Below are 19,825 nucleotides of genomic sequence, written 5' to 3'. Positions count from 1 at the left end.
CGGCCCTTCTGATATCCCTGGTACTGACACTGTATTACGCAGCTTTTGCGACCACTGCTTCTGTTTCCGGACGTTTCAGGAAGGCATACACCAGACCCGCCAGCAGCGTACCTGCAACGATAGAGAGCAGGTAGCCCACCACCGGGGTAATCGCACCCGGGATCAGCAGGACGAACAGACCACCGTGCGGTGCCATCAGTTTCGCGCCAATCGCCATCGAGATAGCGCCTGTCAGCGCACCACCGGCGATACAGCACGGGATAACGCGCATCGGGTCACGGGCGGCAAACGGAATCGCACCTTCAGAGATAAAGCACAGACCGAGAACCAGTGCGGCTTTACCACCTTCACGCTGACCTTTGTCGAACTTGTTGCGTGCAACCAGAGTTGCCAGACCCATTGCCAGCGGCGGCACCATACCGGCAGCCATAATCGCCGCCATCGGTGCGTAAGTCTGGGTACTCAGCAGGCCGACACCAAACGCGTACGCCGCTTTGTTCACCGGGCCGCCCATGTCGGTACACATCATACCGCCGAGGATTGCGCCCAGCAGAACTGCGTTAGCCGTGCCCATGGTTTGCAGCCAGGAGGTCAAACCTGCGAGGATTTTCGCAACCGGCGTACCGATCAGGTAGATCATCGCCAGACCGACAATCAGGCTGGAGAACAACGGAATGATCAGAATCGGTTTCAGCGCTTCCATACTCGGCGGCAGCTTGACGTTTTTGCTGATGGCTTTCGCAATGTAACCTGCGAGGAAGCCGGCAATAATACCGCCAATAAAGCCAGAACCGGTGCTCACTGCCAGCATGCCGCCGATAAGACCCGGCGTCAGACCCGGACGGTCAGCAATGGAGAACGCGATGTAACCCGCCAGCACCGGCACCATCAGGGCGAATGCAGAACCCCCACCGATTTTCATCAGCGCAGCCGCCAGCGTACCTTCTTCTTTAAACGCCGTGATACCAAAGGCGAACGAGAGGGCAATCAACAAACCACCCGCCACCACCATCGGCAGCATGTAGGAGACGCCCGTCAGCAGATGGCGGTATGCGCCAGCGCTCTCTTGTTTAGTTTCTGTTGCTTCAGCCTGCGCTTTGCCGGTCGGTTGGAACGTTTTGGCTTCCGCTACGGCTTTGTCCAGTTCCTGGACTGTTTTCTTCAGCGCCAGGCCGGTAGTGGTGCGGTACATCGGTTTACCCGCGAATTTCGCCAGGTCCACTTCGATATCTGCCGCCACAATCACCAGATCGGCTTGCGCCACTTCTTCCGGCGTGATGGCGTTGCCCGCACCTACGGAACCACGGGTTTCCACTTTCACCCACCAGCCGCGTTTTTTCGCTTCGGTTTCGATCGCTTCCGCCGCCATAAAGGTGTGCGCTACCCCTGTCGGACAGGCAGTAATAGCAACAATGCGTTTTGGACCATTGGTCGCCGCCGCAGTAGCGGCCACCGGTGCTGTGTAGGGCTTCGCGTGATTTTTCGCTTCGCTCAGGAACAGCTCAGGGTGCGCCACTGCGCGATTAATATCGCCCAGCCAGACTTTTTTCCCACTCAGTGCACTGTCATTCGGCACCTGGCTGCCCAAAACGATAGCCAGTTCCGCTTCGCCAGGGTTATCGATGAATTGCAGATTTGCGCTCTGCGCAGCCGCGCCCAGCAAGGTCTTCGCCATATAAGCGCGAGCCTGCCCAAGTTCGGAATCTATTATCAGCAGCGTTTTCATTATGCCTCTCCTGCTGTTAGTTGAAGGGTTTTAAGTCAACTCGCGCCATCATCGCGGCTAACTGGGTACGATCGGTAATACCTACGTTACTCTGACTGACCGCCAGTGCAGCAACAGCAGTGGCCAGGCGTAACGTATGTTCACTGGATTCACGCATCAGCAGACCATAAATCAGACCACCGACCATCGAATCCCCTGCGCCAACGGTGCTTACCACTTCCATTGACGGCGGTTTGGCGATCCATTCGCCCGAAGCGTTAACCCACAACGCCCCTTCTGCTCCCAGAGAGATCACCACATGGGCGATACCCTGTTCGCGAAGCCCATGAGCGGCTTCAATGACATCCTTCAATTCCGGCAACTTGCGACCCGCCCAGATTTCCAGCTCACGGCGGTTCGGTTTCACCAGCCACGGCGCGGCTTTCAAACCGGCCACCAGCGCTTCGCGGCTGCTGTCAAAAATAATGCATGGGCACTGGCTACGCAGGCGCGTCATCCAGTCGGTAAAGGCTTCCGGGCTGACGCCAGACGGCAGACTGCCGCTCACGCAGACCATATCGAACTGACCCAGCCAGGTCAGCGAGTCGGCAACAAAACGTTCCCAGTCGGTCGGCGTCACTTCAAAACCGGAGAAATTCAGGTCGGTGACTTCGCCATCTTTTTCCGTCAGCTTGACGTTGATGCGGGTACGCCCCTGCACCACCTGGAAACGGTTAGCAATGCCCAGCTCGCTGAACAACTGCTGGAATCCGTCCTGGTTATCTTTGCCAAGGAAACCGCCAACGGTCACGTCGATGCCGAGATCTTTCAGCACTTTCGCAACGTTGATGCCTTTACCGGCGGCGTGCAGGCCCGTCGTACGGACCAGGTTCACTTCACCGCGTTCAATTTCAGGGGTATACCCCACCAGATCATAGGCCGGATTAAGCGTAATGGTAGCAACACGTCTGCTCATTTATGCGCCCTCTCCCAAACCTGCGGCAATCGCTTCGCCAATCGCTTTCAGCGCTTGTTCAGCATCATCCCCTTGTGCAGTGAAACGCAGGCGGTGACCTTTCTTCACTCCCAGTGCAACCACTTTCATCAGGCTGCGACCATTGGCCGGTTTCCCGGTACCGTCCAGGTTGGCAACGGTGATTTCACTGTTAAATTGTTTGATGGTGTTCACCAGCATGGTGCCCGGACGGGCATGCAGACCGTGCTCATTGCGGACAACAAACTCTGCGCTCAGCAGATCGTCGGCAATCGCATCATCACTGGTCAGCAGCGCCAGCAGCGTCGCGGCGTCAGCATTCAACAGATGTTCAGCTTTTTTGCTCAGCAGCAGATCGCTCAGGCGCTTCAGCACCGCGACCGGCTGTTCGTCTGCCATCGCAACGCTGACCAGCACCGCAGCCTGCTCACCATTCACGTCAAACGGCGCAGCGGCGCGGCTTACAGCAACAGCGCTCAGCAGGTTGCCTTCAGCACTGTCGTTCAGCCAGATGCCCTGACCAAGGTTCAGCGGTTGTTCATTGATAGCGCGGGTAACATACGCGGCGTCTACCGCACCGGCTTCTTTCAGACGTGCGGCGTTCAGCGCCTGCAGGGTCACCAGATCGCTGGCAACGACATCGAGGGTCAGCGTTTCAATATCCAGCTTCAGCGAAGCGCTCTGTTTTTCACCCATCAGCAGCGCACGCAGCTCTTCAGCAGTGGTTGCAGATTGCAGCTGTTCGGCCACGGAATCATCGCTCAGCACATGTGTCAGCTGACGCAGCAGGCCCAGGTGTTCATCAGAACTGGCGGCAATACCGATAGCAACATACGCGACCTGTCCTTCGCTCCACAGGATGCCCTGCGGGAACTGGAACACTTTTACTCCGGTTTTCAGCACCTGATCACGGGTATCCGTGGTGCCGTGTGGAATCGCGATGCCGTTGCCTAAATAGGTGGAAGTTTGCTGCTCGCGCGCCAGCATGCCGTTGACGTAGCCGTCAGCAACGTTGCCTGCTTCTGCCAGCGCAGCCGCGATCTGGCGGATGGCCTCTTCCTTATTGCCGGCCTGCTGACCGGGATGGATGTCCTGAACGGATAACTGGAACATGTGACCCTCTCCTGCTGAAATTGAATCGTTTCAGCTAACTTGAGAAATGATGCGTCACCGCCCTGGTTCAGACATTACGCGATGACGCTGAAACGTTTCAATGAGTCTTCACCTTTTTACTTCAGCAATCAAGAAATCTCTGAATTTTCGTTGCAAAATTTAGAGGTACAGCACATTTCACCGTTGGCTGATGCAAATTTGCTGAAGCCGTTTTTGCCTTCAGCACGTAAACGTCAGCACCGGTCAGCTTTAATAACGTCGGTTGAAATAACGGTTTGCTTTTTCACGGTAATCGCACCTTAGGATCTGTGTTTTTATCCCGTAGCGGCGTACACTCCGCGTCTGCCAATTGGATCTCAGAGTAAAATGCAAAACTCCCCCGCCGCCGCCCGGCCCGGCGCGTTTGATTTCACATCGACGGCGTTTTTGATTGTCGCGTTCCTGACCGGTATTGCCGGCGCCTTGCAAACGCCAACGCTCAGCCTGTTTTTAACCAATGAAGTACATGTCCGTCCGGCCATGGTGGGGTTCTTCTTCACCGGCAGCGCAGTGATTGGCATTCTGGTCAGCCAGTTCCTGGCCGGGCGCTCCGACCGCAAAGGCGATCGCAAGACACTGATCGTTTTCTGCTGCCTGCTCGGCGTGCTGGCCTGCGGGCTGTTCGCCTGGAATCGCAATTACTTTATCCTGCTGTTTGTGGGCGTCTTTCTGAGCAGCTTTGGTTCCACGGCTAACCCACAGATGTTCGCCCTGGCGCGGGAACATGCGGATAACACCGGGCGGGAAGCGGTGATGTTCAGCTCCATTTTGCGTGCGCAGGTATCGCTGGCGTGGGTGATTGGCCCGCCGCTGGCGTACGCGCTGGCGATGGGATTTGGTTTTACGGTGATGTATTTATGCGCTGCTGTCGCGTTCATTGCCTGTGCGGCGATGGTGTGGCTGTTCCTGCCCAGTATGCGTAAAGTTCCGCAGCCAACGTCAGCAGTGCTGGAAGCGCCGCGGACGCATCGTCGTGACGCGCTGCTGCTGTTTGTGATCTGTACCCTGATGTGGGGCACCAATAGCCTTTATATCATCAATATGCCGCTGTTTATCATTGATGAGCTGCATCTCCCGGAGAAGCTGGCAGGGGTGATGATGGGAACCGCTGCCGGGCTGGAAATCCCCACCATGCTGATTGCCGGTTATTACGCTAAACGCTATGGCAAGCGCTTTTTGATGCGTGTCAGCGCCGTGGCGGGTACCTGTTTCTATCTCGGGATGCTGACAGTGCATACCCCGGCCATCCTGTTAGCTTTACAGTTGCTGAACGCCATCTATATTGGCATTCTCGCCGGAATTGGCATGCTCTATTTCCAGGATTTAATGCCGGGTCAGGCCGGTTCTGCGACGACCCTTTATACTAATACTACGCGCGTAGGCTGGATCATCGCCGGTTCACTGGCGGGCGTGGTGGCGGAAATCTGGAGTTATCATGCAGTGTTCTGGATTGCGCTGGCGATGGCCCTGTTGACACAGGTGTGCCTGGCGCGAATCAAAGACGTTTAAGGCGCGGTCTGGTGTTCCAGATCGAGCAGATAAATCATGGCGTCAGCACGACTCTGCCCACACATCTCACGGCCAGGTTGCAGACCTGAGCACACTTTCGGGCGCAGCGGCGAGCCAAAGATTTTACAGCGCTGTTGCGCGTCGAGTTGCACGCACGGGGTGTTGGCCGGTTTGCCGTTGGGCATGCCGGGGATCGGGCTACTGATGGACGGGGCAGTACAGCAAGCTCCGCAGTCCGGGCGGCATTCCATAATGGCTCTCTTTCATTTATTACGCGTCGGAGTGGCGCGAACAGGCGCACGCTACCATCTTTTACTGATGGAATGCAAAACTCGCCAATTCCACTTGCCTGAAAAGGCCCTCGCGAGTACTTTGTCGCGATATTTTCGTGATTTTCATTTTACAGGACCCTTGCAATGCCAAGAGCGAACGAAATAAAAAAAGGTATGGTGCTGAATTACAATGGCAAGCTGCTGATTGTAAAAGATATTGATATTCAGTCACCCAGCGCCCGCGGCGCAGCAACGCTGTACAAAATGCGCTTCTCTGATGTCCGTACCGGGCTGAAAGTAGAAGAGCGTTTTAAAGGCGACGATATCCTTGATACCGTGACCCTGAACCGTCGTTTTGTCGACTTCTCGTATGTTGACGGCAACGAATACGTGTTTATGGATAAAGAAGACTATACCCCGTATACCTTCAACAAAGATCAGATTGAAGAAGAGTTGCAGTTTATTCCGGAAGGCGGCATGCCGGATATGCAGGTTCTGCTGTGGGATGGCCAGTTGCTGGCGCTTGAACTGCCGCAAACTGTCGATCTGGAAATCGTTGAAACGGCTCCGGGTATTAAAGGCGCATCTGCCAGCTCCCGTACCAAACCCGCCACGCTGAACACAGGCCTGGTGGTACAGGTTCCGGAATACCTGACCACGGGTGAGAAAATCCGTATCCATATCGAAGAGCGCCGCTATATGGGCCGCGCCGACTGATAAGCAACGCAGTAAAAAGCCACTTCAATGAAGTGGCTTTTTCTTTTACCTGCTGACGGCGTTTGCCGCCAGGAATGCTTACAGCAAATCGCGGAACAGGGTTTTCTTCAGCGCCAGTTCAACACCGCGCACTTCCGCCATCCCTTTCAGACGGCCAATCGCCGAGTAACCCGGATTCGTTTTCTTACGCAGATCGTCAAGCATTTGGTGACCGTGATCCGGACGGAACGGAATAGGACGCAGATCGCCCGCTTTCTTACGACGCTGCTCTTCACTCAAGATCGCGGCAACAACCGACACCATATCCACATCGCCCTGCAAATGCGCCGCTTCATGGAAGGTTTTCGGGTTGTCTTCACGGCAGGTTGAACGCAGATGCGTAAAGTGAATGCGATCGCCAAACGTCTCGATCATCCGCACCAGGTCGTTATCCGCGCGCACGCCGTATGAGCCTGTGCACATGGTAAAGCCGTTGTTGATGCTGTTGACCGCGTCTTTCAGCCACTGCATATCTTCGATCGTGGAAACAATGCGCGGCAGGCCGAGGATCGGACGCGGCGGATCATCCGGGTGCACCGCCATGCGGACGCCCACTTCCTGTGCCACAGGGACAATAGCCCGCAGGAAATACGCCATATTTTCACGTAACTGCGCTTTATCAATACCGTCGTATTCAGCCAGACGCGCGTGGAACTGCGCCAGCGTATAGCCCTCTTCCGCCCCCGGCAAACCCGCGATGATGTTACGCGTCAGTTTTTCCACTTCCGCTTCGCTCATCGCGTTAAAGTAGGCCTGCGCCTGGCGCTGCTCTTCGTCGCTGTAATCCGCTTCTGCGCCTTTACGCTTCAGGATATGCATTTCAAAAGCGGCAAACGCAATCTGATCAAAACGTAGCGCTTTGGAGCCGTCCGGCAGTTGATATTCCAGGTCGGTACGCGTCCAGTCGAGGATCGGCATAAAGTTGTAGCACACGGTATCAATACCGCAGGCCGCCAGGTTACGGATGCTCTGCTGATAATGGGCAATCCAGGTGTCGTACTGCCCGGTATGGGTTTTAATATCCTCGTGTACCGGGATACTTTCCACGACTGACCAGACCAGCCCTTTCTCTGCCAGCAGCGCCTGACGCGCTTTGATCTCCTCCACCGGCCAGACCTGGCCGTTAGGGATATGGTGCAGCGCAGTGACTACGCCTGTCGCGCCCGCCTGACGCACGTCATCAAGAGATACCGGATCGTTCGGTCCATACCAACGCCAGGTTTGTTCCATCGCCTTACCCTCTAAAGTTGTTATACCAATACACATAACCGCATGACGACTACCATACATGTTTAATCAGGAGGGTCAAACTCTCCCGCAGCAATGATTGATCCAGCTCACATTCCCCGGATAATTACGGCATACCAATTCTTTTTGCTGTCATATAACTTTACACTGCTCATTGTTAATTATTGGTTAATCAGGTGTATATAGATGAAGACAATTGCCTCGATAACGCTTCCCGCAGCCGTTCAGCAACCTCAGTATGATCGTACGAAGCTGCGTTCGCGTATTGTGCACTTCGGTTTTGGCGCATTTCACCGCGCGCATCAGGCGCTGTTAACCAACCGTGTGCTGAATGCCCGGGGCGGTGACTGGGGCATCTGTGAAATCAGCTTGTTTAGCGGTGATGTGTTGATGACGCAACTGCGCGCGCAGGATCATCTGTATACGGTGCTGGAAAAAGGCGCGGACGGTAACCAACCGATTATTGTGGGCGCGGTGAGCGAATGCCTGAATGCAAAACTCGATTCGCTGGCGGCAATTATTGAAAAGTTTTGTGAACCGCAGGTCGCCATTGTTTCACTGACGATCACCGAAAAAGGCTATTGTATCGACCCTGCCAGCGGCAAGCTGGATTTGCGCCAGCCGCGCATTGAACATGACCTGCAACATCCCGACGAACCGCACTCTGCACCAGGCATTCTGGTTGAAGCCCTGCACCGCCGTCGCCAGCGTGGGTTGGGGCCGTTTACCGTCCTCTCTTGTGACAATATTCCTGATAATGGTCACGTGGTGAAAAATGCCGTGCTGGGTATGGCGCAGGCCCGTTCGCCGGAACTGGCGCAGTGGATCGCGGAACACGTGAGCTTCCCGGCAACCATGGTAGACCGAATTGTACCGGCGGCGACGGAAGCATCGCTGGCAGAAATCAGTGCAATACTGGGCGTTGAGGATCCCTGCGCAATCAGTTGCGAACCCTTTATTCAGTGGGTCATTGAAGATAATTTCGTGGCCGGGCGGCCGGAGTGGGAAGCGGCGGGCGCGCAGCTAGTCCAGGATGTACAACCCTGGGAACAGATGAAATTACGTATGCTTAACGGCAGTCATTCATTCCTGGCGTATCTTGGCTATCTTGCCGGGTTTGCCCATATTAATGATTGTATGCTGGACAGCGCGTTTCGCAGTGCTGCGCGCCGGTTGATGCTTGAGGAACAGGCGCCAACACTGCGGATAACCGGGGTTGATCTCACCGCCTACGCCGACAGCCTGATCGCGCGTTTCGCTAACCCGGCGTTACAACACCGTACCTGGCAAATCGCCATGGATGGAAGCCAGAAGCTGCCGCAACGTATGCTGGACGGCATTCGCGTGCATTTACAACGGGAAAGCCACTGGCCACTGTTGGCGTTGGGGATAGCAGGCTGGATGCGTTATGTCAGCGGCGTTGATGATGCTGGTAACATGATTGATGTTCGCGACCCACTGGTGGATAAAATTCGCGCCATCGTCGACACCAGCAGTGAAGCGGAACGCGTCACCGCATTGCTCACGCTGCAAGAAATCTTTGGCACTGACCTGCCGCAAAACCCGGTATTTGTCGATGCCATTACCGACGCATGGCGCAACATCGCCGCCAACGGCGCGCATGGCGCAGTGAAATCCGTGCTCAATACTTAACATTTACTGCTATTACTGCGGGCGATATGTGCTTTACATCGCCCGCGCCCTTCTCTTTTTCTTTTTTTTTCGCCAGGATCCCTTCAACATGCAATTTTGTTGATCCAGGGAGTTTCCGTGACAAAAACCAACCTCATTACCGGCTTCCTTGGCAGTGGTAAAACCACGTCGATACTGCATTTACTGGCCAACAAAGATCCGCAGGAAAAATGGGCAGTGCTGGTGAATGAATTTGGCGAAGTCGGTATTGATGGCGCTTTGCTGGCAGACAGCGGTGCGCTGCTCAAAGAGATCCCCGGCGGCTGCATGTGCTGCGTCAACGGCCTGCCTATGCAGGTCGGGCTGAATACGCTGCTGCGCCAGGGCAAACCCGATCGTTTGCTGATTGAACCTACCGGACTCGGTCACCCCAAACAGATCCTCGACATGCTTAATGCCCCGGTTTACGAGCCGTGGATCGACCTTCGTGCGACGTTGTGCCTGCTCGATCCGCGCCAGTTGCTGGATGAGAAAGCAGTCAACAATGAAAATTTCCGCGATCAGCTGGCTGCAGCCGACATTATTGTCGCGAATAAGCAGGATCGCGCCACGTCGCAGAGCCAGCGCGCACTGGAAAGCTGGTGGCAAACGTTCGGCGGCGACCGTTTACAGGTTACCGCCACGCAGGGTGCCATCGACGGGGCGTTGCTCGATCTGCCACGCCGTAACCTGCGTGAACTGCCAACCAGTGCCGCGCATGACCATTCCCATGCGGTAAATAAAGGGCTGGCTGCGTTGAGCTTACCGGCGCATCAGCGCTGGCGTCGCAACCTGAACAGCGGCCAGGGCCACCATGCCTGCGGCTGGATTTTCGATGCCGATACCGTGTTTGATACCGTTGGTTTGCTGGAATGGGCGCGGCTTGCGCCTGTCGAACGCGTTAAAGGCGTACTGCGCATTCCTGAAGGCCTGTTGCGGGTTAACCGCCAGGGGCAGGATTTGCATATCGAAACCCAACAGGCCGCGCCGCCGGATAGTCGAATCGAGCTGATTACCGCCTCTGAAGCCGACTGGAACGCGCTTCAGTCCACTCTGTTGAAGCTTCGTTTAAGTTAACAACACTAACGTTGCGTCTGTGTTAATTGAAAATGCTGTGAAGATGAAAACTCGTTATTCCTTGATTTTGCTGCTTAACGTCGCCGGTCTGGCGCTCTTTTTTTCCTGGTATCTGCCCGTAAATCATGGTTTCTGGTTCCCGCTGGACTCAACCATTTTCCATTTTTTCAACCGCGGCCTGGCTGAAAACCGTGCCTATTTATGGTTTGTTGCGCTGACCAACAACCGCGCTTTTGATGCCTGCTCACTACTCGCCATGGGCTGCCTGATGCTGACCTTCTGGCTGCGGGGAGATCGCAGCGGCCGTCGTCGGGTTGTGATGATTGGCCTGACCATGTTGCTGATTGCGGTGGTATTAAACCAGCTGGCACAGTTGCTGATGCCCGTGCAACGTGAAAGCCCGTCGCTCTTCTTTACGGATATTTATCGGGTCAGCGATCTGCTCGACTTCCCGACCAAAGATGCCTCAAAAGACAGTTTTCCCGGCGATCACGGCATGATGTTGCTTATTTTTTCCGCCGTTATGCTGCGTTATTTCGGTAAGAAAGCCTTTGGCATTGCCCTGATTATTGTTGTGGTTTTCGCCTTCCCGCGCGTAATGATCGGCGCTCACTGGTTTACTGATATTGCGGTGGGTTCGCTGTCGTCAGTGCTGATTGGGTTGCCATGGTGTTTGATGACGCCGCTTAGCGATAAAATTATTCAATGCTTTGATCGTTATTTGCCCGGAAATAACAATATTTAAACAAGTAAACAACATTGTTTTGCCCCATTCATTAGGGATCGTTTTCGATCCCTGATGCAAATTCCCGGCGCTTTCCTAATTTTGTCATTTTCGCGTCATAACAATCTGCCTATAAAAGAGCAATTTGTACGCTATTTAAACTAAATTGCCGGTTTTGTGACCAATCCTGAATATTCACTTTCTGTATCATAATTTCTTATAAAAAAACGCGGAAAAGCGCTCGCAATGCCGGGAGGGTTAGGGTAATCTCGGGTTCGTCTTGTCGCAAAGAGTGCTTTTATTCTCATTGTGCGTAAATTTGTGCGTTCTTCCACAGATCTGACCATGAGTAATTGTCTCGTTGCTTACAGATAATTAATCTCGCTGCGTTGGCATTTTTTATAACGATATTTATCGTTAAGGACTTCAAGGGAAAATAAGCAATATGGTCAAATCTCAGCCGATTGTGAGATATATCTTGCGGGCGATCCCCGCGATAGCGGTAGCGGTACTGCTGTCAGCTTGCTCAACCAATACCGCAAAGAATGTGCATTCTGAGACGCTTGCTGTGGGTGAAGATGCTTCTTCACTGCAAACCTCTCAGGATGAATTTGAAAATATGGTTCGTAATCTGGATGTCAAATCCCGAATTATGGATCAATATGCTGACTGGAAAGGCGTACGCTACCGTCTGGGCGGCGACACCAAAAAAGGCATCGATTGTTCCGGTTTCGTGCAGCGCACGTTCCGTGAACAGTTCGGTTTAGAACTGCCACGTTCCACCTGGGAACAACAGGAAACAGGTAAGTCCATTTCGCGCACCAGTTTGCGTACGGGCGATCTGGTTCTGTTCAGAGCAGGTTCTACCGGTCGACATGTCGGCATTTATATTGGTAATAACCAATTTGTTCATGCTTCCACCAGCAACGGTGTGATGATTTCCAGCATGGACGAGCCTTACTGGAAGAAGCGCTACAATGAAGCGCGACGGATCCTGACCCGCAGCTAATCACTTAACGCCGGTTTTCCCTTGGCTGGCGTTAAGCATAAAAAAGCACTGCCTCGGCAGTGTTTTTTTATGTCTGCTATCCTCGTAACGTTTTTCGGGCTATAGTCCTGAAAAGTAAGCCGCCAACCGTCCCATCATTGAATGCATATAAATGGGTCCAACATTATGTTCACCCGCTATTTTTTCCACCTGAACCGAAAAATTGTGCTGATCAGTATTCTTACCGGTCTGCTTACAGCGTTTGCGGTCGGCGGGTTCCAGTTCTGGCTTGAGCAAGAAAAACGCATTACCCGCTACGATGCCCTACTGAACGGCGTTTCGAGCTGGTTTTCAGCGTATCTCGGCGAAATTCGCGCCACAGCGGAAGCATTACAACCCCTCACGCTGAGCGACTGCCACGATGTTGTCAGTGAGCTCACATCCCGCGCCGCCTTTTCGATGAACGTGCGCGCCTTTCTGTTGGTTAAAGGGCAAAACGCCATCTGCTCCTCGGCAACAGGTGTCATGAATGTCCCCATGAAAGATCTGGTGCCCGATATTGATCTGAATAAAGCGACCGATATGGTGGTTTTACCCGGAACCCCGATGATGCCGGACAAACCGGCAATGGCATTGTGGTTCCGCAGCCCACTGCTCGACAACCGCGGCGTATTTGCCTCGCTGAACATCAACCTGACGCCCTACATGATGTACAGTTCAGAACAGCCGGATCTGGCGGGGATTGCAATAGGTATCAATGATCGTGCCATCTCAACCTTTACCATCGGGTTGATTGATTTAGCAAATTTTAACCAACGCCCTTTTCGCATCGCGCATGTGGGAGGCACTCCGCTGACGCTGTATCTCTATGCGGAAGAATGGCGCAAGGAAGACGCTCAGTTTGCCGCCCTGCTCGGCGCAACGGTGGGTATGCTGATGGCTTTGCTGACTGCTTACGTGTTGTACACGCGCCTGCGACCGGGCAAGGAGATCCTGACCGCCATCAAGCGGGAACAGTTTTATGTGGTCTACCAACCCGTGGTGAATGCAAAGAGCCTGAAAGTCAGCGGCGTCGAAGTGCTGATGCGCTGGAAACACCCCACCGCAGGTGAAATCCCGCCGGACGCCTTTATTCATTTTGCTGAAGCGCAGCAACTGATTATCCCACTGACATTGCATTTATTCCGCCTGATAGCCCGCGATGCGCCGGTGCTGAAAACGCTGCTACCGGAAGGATCAAAGCTGGGAATTAATATCGCGCCGGGGCATCTGCATGCAGAGAGCTTTGCCGATGATATCCATGCGTTCGCGCGTTCACTCCCGCAGCACCATTTCAGCATCGTACTGGAGATCACCGAGCGGGATATGCTGCGCTACACCGAAGTGACAAAACTGTTTGAGTGGCTGCGCGCCGAAGGATATGAAATCGCGATTGATGATTTCGGCACCGGCCACAGCGCACTGATCTATCTGGAGCGCTTTACCCTGGATTATCTGAAAATCGATCGGGGCTTTGTGAATGCGATTGGCACCGAAACCGTGACCTCGCCGGTACTGGATGCCGTGCTAACGTTGGCGAAACGCCTGAATATGCTCACCGTTGCCGAAGGCGTTGAAACGCCCGAGCAGGCGCGATGGCTGCGCGAACATGGCGTGCATTTTATGCAGGGCTACTATTTCAGCCGCCCGATGACGCTGGAGCAGTTTGTTAACTGGCAGGTTCCTTCTTTTGATGCCCTGTTGTAGGCGCGAATTATTTCACATCAGGCCAGGGCTCCCTTATTATTCAACAATAAGAGCTTAGCGCGCCTGCCGCGCAGGCGGGGTCAAAGGAACACACAATGAAGTTTGTCCGCATTTCAGCGTTATTGTTGGCGTTTGTCGGTCTGGCCTGTCAGGCGCAAACCATCAAGGAACGTGATTCTTTCGCCGTGATTGGCGAACCGAAATATGCCATCAACTTTTCCCATTTTGACTATGTTAATCCTGCCGCACCGAAAGGCGGCAATGTCACGCTGTCAGTGCTGGGTACGTTTGATAACTTTAACCGCTTTGCCTTACGCGGCAATGCCGCTGTGCGTACCGAATCACTTTACGACGAGCTGTTTACCACGTCTGACGACGAGCCGGGAAGTTACTATCCGCTTATCGCGGAGATGGCGCGCTATGCCGATGACTACGCATGGATGGAGATTAGCATTAACCCGCGCGCAACCTTTCACGACGGTTCGCCCATTCGCGCCAGCGATGTCGCCTTCACCTTCAACAAATTTATGACCGAAGGGGTGCCGCAATTTCGCCTGATCTATAAAGGCACCACCGTTAAAGCCATTTCACCGTTAACGGTGCGTATTGAACTGGCGAAGCCCGGCAAAGAAGATATGCTCAGCCTGCTGACGCTGCCGGTCATGCCAGAAAAATTCTGGAAAGATCATAAACTGAGCGAGCCGCTGAACCGCCCGCCGCTGGGCAGTGGGCCGTATCGCATCAGTAGCTGGCGCATGGGGCAATACATCGCTTATACCCGCGTGCGGGATTACTGGGCTGCGGATCTGCCCGTTAACCGGGGCCGCTGGAATTTCGATAATATCCGCTATGACTACTATCTGGACGACAATGTCGCCTTCGAAGCCTTCAAAGCGGGCGCGTTTGACCTGCGTAGCGAAGGGGATGCCAAAAACTGGGCCACGCGCTATATCGGCACTAACTTCAGCCGTGGCTACATTGTCAAAGATGAGCAGCCCAATACGTCCGCGCAGGACACGCGCTGGCTGGCGTTTAACATTACCCGCCCGGTATTTAACGATCGCCGCGTGCGGGAAGCCATCTCGCTGGCGTTTGATTTTGAATGGATGAACAAAGCGCTGTTTTATGGGGCATACAGCCGGGCGAACAGCTATTTTCAGAACACGGAATACGCCGCGCACACCTATCCGGATGCCGATGAGCTCACGCTGCTGGCCCCGCTCAAAGCGCAGGTTCCGCCCGAGGTCTTCACTTCCATCTACTCACCGGCAAAATCTAACGGCGATGGCTATGATCGGGAAAATCTGCTGAAAGCGGATGCACTGTTAAAACAAGCGGGTTGGGTGCTGAAAAATCAGCAACGCGTGGATGAGAAAACCGGCAAACCGTTTACGTTCGAATTGCTGCTGCCCTCGGGCGGGAATACCCAATGGGTGTTGCCATTCCAGCATAATCTGTCCCGGCTGGGCATCACGATGGAGATCCGCCAGGTCGATAACTCGCAGGCCACCAACCGCATGCGCAGCCGTGACTATGACATGATGCCACGCCTGTGGCGTGCGCAACCGTGGCCAAGCGGCGATCTGCAAATTGCGTGGAGTTCGGAGTATATCGACTCTTCTTATAACGCTCCCGGCGTGAAAAACCCGGCAGTAGACAACCTGATTGCGCAAATTAACCGCTGGCAGGGCAATAAAGAGAAGCTGCTGCCGCTTGGCCGCGCGCTGGACAGGGTGCTAACCTGGAATTATTACATGCTGCCCATGTGGTACATGGCGGCGGATCGCGTCGCCTATTGGGATAAGTTTTCCATGCCCGGCATTCGCCCGGTCTATTCGCTGGGGTTTGACACCTGGTGGTATGACGTAAACAAGGCGGCGAAATTGCCCGCCGCCAGACGCTAAGGAGAAGGGATGGGCGCGTATTTCATTCGGCGTTTATTACTGATAATCCCCACCCTTTGGGCGATCATCACCATTAACTTTTTTATTGTGCAAATCGCGCCGGGCGGCCCGGTCGACCAGGCAATTGCCGCCATTGAGTTTGGCGATAAAGGCGCAATGCCGGGCAGCAGCGGCGGTGGAATGGGCGCCACGCATGCCCGCACCGGTGTGGGCGACGCGCTAAGCAATGACAGCCACTATCGCGGCGGGCGCGGTCTGGATCCGCAGGTTATTGAAGAGATAAAACAGCGCTACGGTTTCGATAAACCGTTGCATGAGCGCTATTTCAAAATGTTGTGGGATTATCTGCGCTTCGACTTTGGCAATAGTCTGTTCCGCAGCGCATCGGTGCTGCAACTGATCAAAGACAGCATGCCGGTGTCGATAACGCTGGGGCTGTGGGGAACGCTGATTATCTATCTGGTGTCGATTCCCCTTGGCATTCGCAAAGCGGTGTACAACGGGAGCCGCTTTGATATCTGGAGCAGCGCGCTGATCATTGTCGGTTACGCTATCCCGGCGTTTCTGTTTGCTATCCTGCTGATTGTTTTTTTTGCCGGCGGCAGCTACTACGACCTTTTCCCCTTGCGCGGGCTCACCTCAAGCAATTTCGACGCCCTGCCGTGGTACAAACAGGCGCTGGATTATCTCTGGCATATCACCCTGCCGGTACTGGCAACGGTGATTGGCGGTTTCGCCGCATTGACCATGCTGACCAAAAACTCGTTTCTTGATGAGATCCGAAAACAGTATGTGGTCACCGCCCGCGCCAAAGGTGTGAGCGAACGCAATATCATGCGTAAACACGTGTTTCGCAACGCCATGTTGTTGGTGATTGCGGGTTTCCCGGCGACCTTTATCAGCATGTTTTTTACCGGTTCGCTGTTGATCGAGGTGATTTTCTCCCTTAACGGTCTTGGCCTGCTGGGCTACGAAGCGACGGTCTCCCGGGATTACCCGGTGATGTTCGGCACGCTCTATATTTTCACTCTGATTGGCCTGCTGCTGAATATTCTCAGTGATATCAGTTATACGCTGGTGGATCCGCGTATCGATTTTGAGGGACGCTGATGATTCAATTAAGCTACGTCAACCAGGCCCGCTGGCTGCGTTTTCGTCACAACCGTCGCGGATACTGGTCATTGTGGATCTTTCTGGTGATTTTTATCCTCAGCCTCTGCGCAGAGCTGGTGGCCAACGACAAGCCACTGCTGGTGCGCTACGAAGGCAAATGGTTTGCGCCAGCGCTCATCAATTACAGCGAGAGCGATTTTGGCGGTCCCTTTGCTACACCGGCGGATTATCAGGATCCGTGGCTACGTAAACAGCTCGATGAACACGGCTGGACACTGTGGGCACCCGTGCGTTTTGGCGCGCGCAGCATTAACTATGCCACCACGGAGCCCTTTCCCTCAGCCCCTTCAGCAAAAAACTGGCTCGGCACCGACGCTAACGGCGGCGACGTACTGGCGCGTATTCTCTATGGCACCCGGATATCCTTGCTGTTCGGCTTGATGCTGACCTTCTTCTCCAGCGTGATCGGCGTGCTGGCCGGTGCAATACAGGGGTATTACGGCGGCAAAATTGATCTCTGGGGGCAGCGTTTTATTGAGGTGTGGTCCGGAATGCCGACGCTGTTCCTGATTATTCTGCTCTCCAGCGTGATCCAACCTGGTTTCTGGTGGTTGTTAGGCATCACGGTATTGTTTGGCTGGATGGCGCTGGTCAGCGTGGTGCGCGCCGAATTCCTGCGCACACGTAACTTTGATTACATCCGTGCCGCACAGGCGCTGGGCGTGAGCGATCGCGGCATTATGCTGCGCCATATGCTGCCCAATGCGATGGTCGCGACCTTAACTCTACTGCCGTTTATTTTGTGCAGCTCGGTCGCCACCCTGACGTCGCTCGATTTTCTCGGCTTCGGCCTGCCGTTGGGTTCTCCGTCGCTGGGCGAACTGCTGCTCCAGGGGAAAAACAATTTACAGGCCCCCTGGCTCGGTATCGCCGCTTTTATTTCCACCGCCCTGCTGCTTTCGCTGCTGATTTTTATTGGCGAAGCGGTGCGCGACGCGTTTGATCCTAATAAGGCGGTGTAAGATGACGTCTCCCCTGCTGACTATTGATTCCCTGACCGTTGCTTTTCGCCAGCAGAATACGCTGCGAACGGTGGTCAGCGATTTATCGCTGCGCATTGATGCGGGCGAAACGCTGGCGCTGGTCGGCGAATCCGGCTCCGGTAAAAGCGTCAGTGCATTATCGATCCTGCGTTTGCTGCCTTCTCCTCCCGTGGAATACCCCTCCGGCGATATTCTGTTTCATGGCGAATCGTTGCTGCACGCCAGCGAAAGAACGCTACGCGGCGTGCGCGGCAATAAAATCGCCATGATTTTCCAGGAGCCGATGGTTTCCCTTAACCCTCTGCATACGCTGGAAAAACAGCTTTATGAAGTGCTGTCGCTGCATCGCGGTATGCGGCGGGAAGCAGCGCGGGCGGAAATTCTCGATTGTCTGGAACGCGTCGGGATCCGCAATGCCCGTGCACGACTGGGCGATTTTCCACACCAGCTTTCCGGCGGTGAACGCCAGCGCGTGATGATCGCCATGGCCGTGTTAACACGCCCGGAACTGCTGATTGCCGATGAACCCACCACGGCACTGGATGTGAGCGTACAGGCGCAGATCCTGGCGTTACTGCGTGAACTGCGCGATGAACTGAATATGGGTTTGCTGTTTATTACCCACGACCTCAGTATCGTACGCAAGCTGGCGGATAACGTTGCGGTGATGCAAAACGGGACATGCGTCGAACAAAATAGTGCCCGGGCGTTGTTTACCGCCCCGGCGCATGCGTATACGCAAAAACTGATCAATAGCGAACCCAGTGGGGAGCCTGTTGCCCTGCCCCAGGATGCGCAACCGCTGCTGCAGGTGGAAAATCTTGCCGTGAGCTTCCCGGTGCGTAAAGGGATCCTGCGTCGCGTGGTTGACCACAACCCGGTGGTGAAGAATATCAGCTTTACCTTGCGACCCGGCGAGACACTGGGGCTGGTTGGCGAGTCAGGCTCGGGCAAAAGCACCACCGGCCTTGCCCTGCTGCGTCTCGTCGCCTCACGCGGTGCCATCCTCTTCGACGGTAAACCACTGCACCAGTGGAACCGCAAGCAGATGCTGCCGGTACGGCACCGGATTCAGGTGGTGTTTCAGGATCCCAACTCCGCGCTCAACCCGCGGTTGAATGTGCAGCAAATTATTGAAGAGGGTTTGCGCGTTCATCAGCCAGAGCTGACGCGTAGCGCCCGTGAGCAACGGGTGATTGAGGTGATGCAGGAAGTGGGGCTGGATCCGGAAACCCGGCGTCGTTTCCCCGGCGAGTTCTCGGGAGGTCAGCGCCAGCGCATTGCCATTGCCCGCGCCCTGATCCTCAAACCGGAACTGATCATTCTGGATGAACCCACGTCATCGCTGGATCGCACCGTGCAGGCGCAAATCCTCACGCTTCTGAAATCACTACAGGAGACGCACCGGCTGGCGTATATCTTTATCAGCCACGATCTGCACGTGGTGCGCGCATTATGTCACCAGGTGATTGTGCTGAAACAGGGGGAAGTGATTGAACAGGGAGAGTGTCGGCGTGTCTTTAGCGAGCCTCAGCAGGCCTATACACGTCAGCTTCTCGCATTAAGCTGACGTTCAGAAAGGGTTCTGCCCGGAGAACGGTTCCGCGATGGCAACGCCGAAGTTTTTCAGGCGACAGGTCGCGGCAAACTCATCCTGGCAGTTAACGAACAGGCACGGTTCGCCTTCGCATTCCAGTACCGAGCAATCCACTTCGATATCGCTCAATGCCTGGCTGAGTTTGTGCATTACCGGCCAGGCGTTGTCGCCGTCCGGACTCAGCAGTTTCAATGCCACAAGGCTGTCATCCGCAGACTGACCATTTTGCGGAATCGGTTCAACTTTTGCACCTGCAAAACCCTCCAGCCAGCGATAGCACTGGGGCAGGCGGTGGATGATGGAGAGCTGGAATGTATTCACTTTCT

General features: G+C 54.7%; 17 protein-coding genes. 11 read left to right on the top strand and 6 right to left on the bottom strand.

The window, feature by feature from the left end:
- Positions 1 to 34 precede the first annotated feature (34 nt).
- Genes fruA through fruB form a run of 3 tightly spaced genes read right to left on the bottom strand, consistent with a single transcriptional unit; the run spans position 35 to position 3,812 of the window.
- Positions 35 to 1,726: a PTS fructose transporter subunit IIBC gene (gene fruA, locus N7922_RS08430; protein WP_263100087.1), complete on the bottom strand. Its 1,692-nt coding sequence runs from the start codon at positions 1,724 to 1,726 to the stop codon at positions 35 to 37.
- Between the two features lie 16 nt (positions 1,727 to 1,742).
- Entirely contained in the window at positions 1,743 to 2,681 is a 939-nt protein-coding gene (fruK, locus tag N7922_RS08425) for a 1-phosphofructokinase (RefSeq protein WP_061493985.1), read from the bottom strand.
- On the bottom strand, positions 2,682 to 3,812 hold the full coding sequence (gene fruB, locus N7922_RS08420; protein WP_263100086.1) for a fused PTS fructose transporter subunit IIA/HPr protein: 1,131 nt from the start codon (positions 3,810 to 3,812) through the stop codon (positions 2,682 to 2,684).
- A 366-nt stretch (positions 3,813 to 4,178) separates the two neighbouring features.
- Between fruB and setB the strand changes: the two genes are divergently transcribed.
- Complete coding sequence (setB, locus tag N7922_RS08415) at positions 4,179 to 5,360, top strand: sugar efflux transporter SetB (protein ID WP_263100085.1); 1,182 nt, start codon at positions 4,179 to 4,181, stop codon at positions 5,358 to 5,360.
- Here setB and N7922_RS08410 read toward each other — a convergent pair.
- Positions 5,357 to 5,611, bottom strand: a complete 255-nt coding sequence (locus tag N7922_RS08410; RefSeq protein WP_263100084.1) for a YkgJ family cysteine cluster protein — start codon at positions 5,609 to 5,611, stop codon at positions 5,357 to 5,359. The genes setB and N7922_RS08410 overlap by 4 nt on opposite strands.
- Positions 5,612 to 5,776: 165 nt before the next feature.
- Between N7922_RS08410 and yeiP the strand changes: the two genes are divergently transcribed.
- Positions 5,777 to 6,349, top strand: a complete 573-nt coding sequence (gene yeiP / locus N7922_RS08405) for an elongation factor P-like protein YeiP (protein WP_061493982.1) — start codon at positions 5,777 to 5,779, stop codon at positions 6,347 to 6,349.
- Positions 6,350 to 6,427: 78 nt separating this feature from the next.
- Here yeiP and uxuA read toward each other — a convergent pair whose 3' ends face one another.
- Positions 6,428 to 7,618, bottom strand: coding sequence for a mannonate dehydratase (uxuA, locus tag N7922_RS08400; protein ID WP_263100083.1), 1,191 nt, complete (start codon positions 7,616 to 7,618; stop codon positions 6,428 to 6,430).
- A 204-nt stretch (positions 7,619 to 7,822) separates the two neighbouring features.
- Between uxuA and N7922_RS08395 the strand changes: the two genes are divergently transcribed.
- From N7922_RS08395 to yejF, 9 genes are all read left to right on the top strand, one after another.
- On the top strand, positions 7,823 to 9,289 hold the full coding sequence (locus N7922_RS08395) for a mannitol dehydrogenase family protein (protein WP_263100082.1): 1,467 nt from the start codon (positions 7,823 to 7,825) through the stop codon (positions 9,287 to 9,289).
- 117 nt (positions 9,290 to 9,406) lie between these two features.
- The gene (locus tag N7922_RS08390) at positions 9,407 to 10,384 is read left to right on the top strand and encodes a CobW family GTP-binding protein (RefSeq protein WP_263100081.1); all 978 of its coding nucleotides are present in this window, start codon (positions 9,407 to 9,409) and stop codon (positions 10,382 to 10,384) included.
- A gap of 43 nt (positions 10,385 to 10,427) precedes the next feature.
- Positions 10,428 to 11,129 carry a phosphatase PAP2 family protein gene (locus N7922_RS08385; protein ID WP_263100080.1) on the top strand — a complete coding sequence of 234 codons (702 nt, stop codon included), beginning with the start codon at positions 10,428 to 10,430 and terminating at the stop codon, positions 11,127 to 11,129.
- Between the two features lie 424 nt (positions 11,130 to 11,553).
- On the top strand, positions 11,554 to 12,117 hold the full coding sequence (mepS, locus tag N7922_RS08380) for a bifunctional murein DD-endopeptidase/murein LD-carboxypeptidase (protein ID WP_061493977.1): 564 nt from the start codon (positions 11,554 to 11,556) through the stop codon (positions 12,115 to 12,117).
- 165 nt (positions 12,118 to 12,282) lie between these two features.
- The gene (locus N7922_RS08375; protein ID WP_263100078.1) at positions 12,283 to 13,842 is read left to right on the top strand and encodes a cyclic di-GMP phosphodiesterase; all 1,560 of its coding nucleotides are present in this window, start codon (positions 12,283 to 12,285) and stop codon (positions 13,840 to 13,842) included.
- 95 nt (positions 13,843 to 13,937) lie between these two features.
- Positions 13,938 to 15,746: an extracellular solute-binding protein gene (locus tag N7922_RS08370; protein ID WP_263100077.1), complete on the top strand. Its 1,809-nt coding sequence runs from the start codon at positions 13,938 to 13,940 to the stop codon at positions 15,744 to 15,746.
- 9 nt (positions 15,747 to 15,755) lie between these two features.
- Positions 15,756 to 16,856: a microcin C ABC transporter permease YejB gene (locus N7922_RS08365; protein ID WP_263100076.1), complete on the top strand. Its 1,101-nt coding sequence runs from the start codon at positions 15,756 to 15,758 to the stop codon at positions 16,854 to 16,856.
- Positions 16,856 to 17,881 carry an ABC transporter permease gene (locus tag N7922_RS08360; protein WP_263100075.1) on the top strand — a complete coding sequence of 342 codons (1,026 nt, stop codon included), beginning with the start codon at positions 16,856 to 16,858 and terminating at the stop codon, positions 17,879 to 17,881. The genes N7922_RS08365 and N7922_RS08360 overlap by 1 nt, the downstream gene beginning before the upstream one ends.
- 1 nt (position 17,882) lies before the next feature.
- Complete coding sequence (gene yejF, locus N7922_RS08355) at positions 17,883 to 19,472, top strand: microcin C ABC transporter ATP-binding protein YejF (RefSeq protein WP_263100074.1); 1,590 nt, start codon at positions 17,883 to 17,885, stop codon at positions 19,470 to 19,472.
- A gap of 3 nt (positions 19,473 to 19,475) precedes the next feature.
- On the opposite strand, the gene N7922_RS08350 is transcribed toward yejF, so the two are convergent.
- Complete coding sequence (locus tag N7922_RS08350; RefSeq protein WP_263100073.1) at positions 19,476 to 19,820, bottom strand: YejG family protein; 345 nt, start codon at positions 19,818 to 19,820, stop codon at positions 19,476 to 19,478.
- Positions 19,821 to 19,825 lie beyond the last annotated feature (5 nt).

The organism is Kosakonia sp. ML.JS2a, from assembly GCF_025642095.1.
GTDB lineage: Bacteria > Pseudomonadota > Gammaproteobacteria > Enterobacterales > Enterobacteriaceae.
This window is presented reverse-complemented; position numbering and strand designations above follow the sequence as displayed.

Bases quoted from the DNA above. Each gene is read 5' to 3' on its own strand.
- yejF (WP_263100074.1), top strand. From the start codon at position 17,883: ATGACGTCTCCCCTGCTGACTATTGATTCCCTGACCGTTGCTTTTCGC.
- N7922_RS08410 (WP_263100084.1), bottom strand. From the start codon at position 5,611: ATGGAATGCCGCCCGGACTGCGGAGCTTGCTGTACTGCCCCGTCCATC.
- uxuA (WP_263100083.1), bottom strand. From the start codon at position 7,618: ATGGAACAAACCTGGCGTTGGTATGGACCGAACGATCCGGTATCTCTT.
- N7922_RS08395 (WP_263100082.1), top strand. From the start codon at position 7,823: ATGAAGACAATTGCCTCGATAACGCTTCCCGCAGCCGTTCAGCAACCT.
- N7922_RS08375 (WP_263100078.1), top strand. From the start codon at position 12,283: ATGTTCACCCGCTATTTTTTCCACCTGAACCGAAAAATTGTGCTGATC.
- fruB (WP_263100086.1), bottom strand. From the start codon at position 3,812: ATGTTCCAGTTATCCGTTCAGGACATCCATCCCGGTCAGCAGGCCGGC.
- fruA (WP_263100087.1), bottom strand. From the start codon at position 1,726: ATGAAAACGCTGCTGATAATAGATTCCGAACTTGGGCAGGCTCGCGCT.
- setB (WP_263100085.1), top strand. From the start codon at position 4,179: ATGCAAAACTCCCCCGCCGCCGCCCGGCCCGGCGCGTTTGATTTCACA.
- N7922_RS08370 (WP_263100077.1), top strand. From the start codon at position 13,938: ATGAAGTTTGTCCGCATTTCAGCGTTATTGTTGGCGTTTGTCGGTCTG.
- N7922_RS08360 (WP_263100075.1), top strand. From the start codon at position 16,856: ATGATTCAATTAAGCTACGTCAACCAGGCCCGCTGGCTGCGTTTTCGT.
- mepS (WP_061493977.1), top strand. From the start codon at position 11,554: ATGGTCAAATCTCAGCCGATTGTGAGATATATCTTGCGGGCGATCCCC.
- N7922_RS08365 (WP_263100076.1), top strand. From the start codon at position 15,756: ATGGGCGCGTATTTCATTCGGCGTTTATTACTGATAATCCCCACCCTT.
- fruK (WP_061493985.1), bottom strand. From the start codon at position 2,681: ATGAGCAGACGTGTTGCTACCATTACGCTTAATCCGGCCTATGATCTG.
- N7922_RS08385 (WP_263100080.1), top strand. From the start codon at position 10,428: ATGAAAACTCGTTATTCCTTGATTTTGCTGCTTAACGTCGCCGGTCTG.
- yeiP (WP_061493982.1), top strand. From the start codon at position 5,777: ATGCCAAGAGCGAACGAAATAAAAAAAGGTATGGTGCTGAATTACAAT.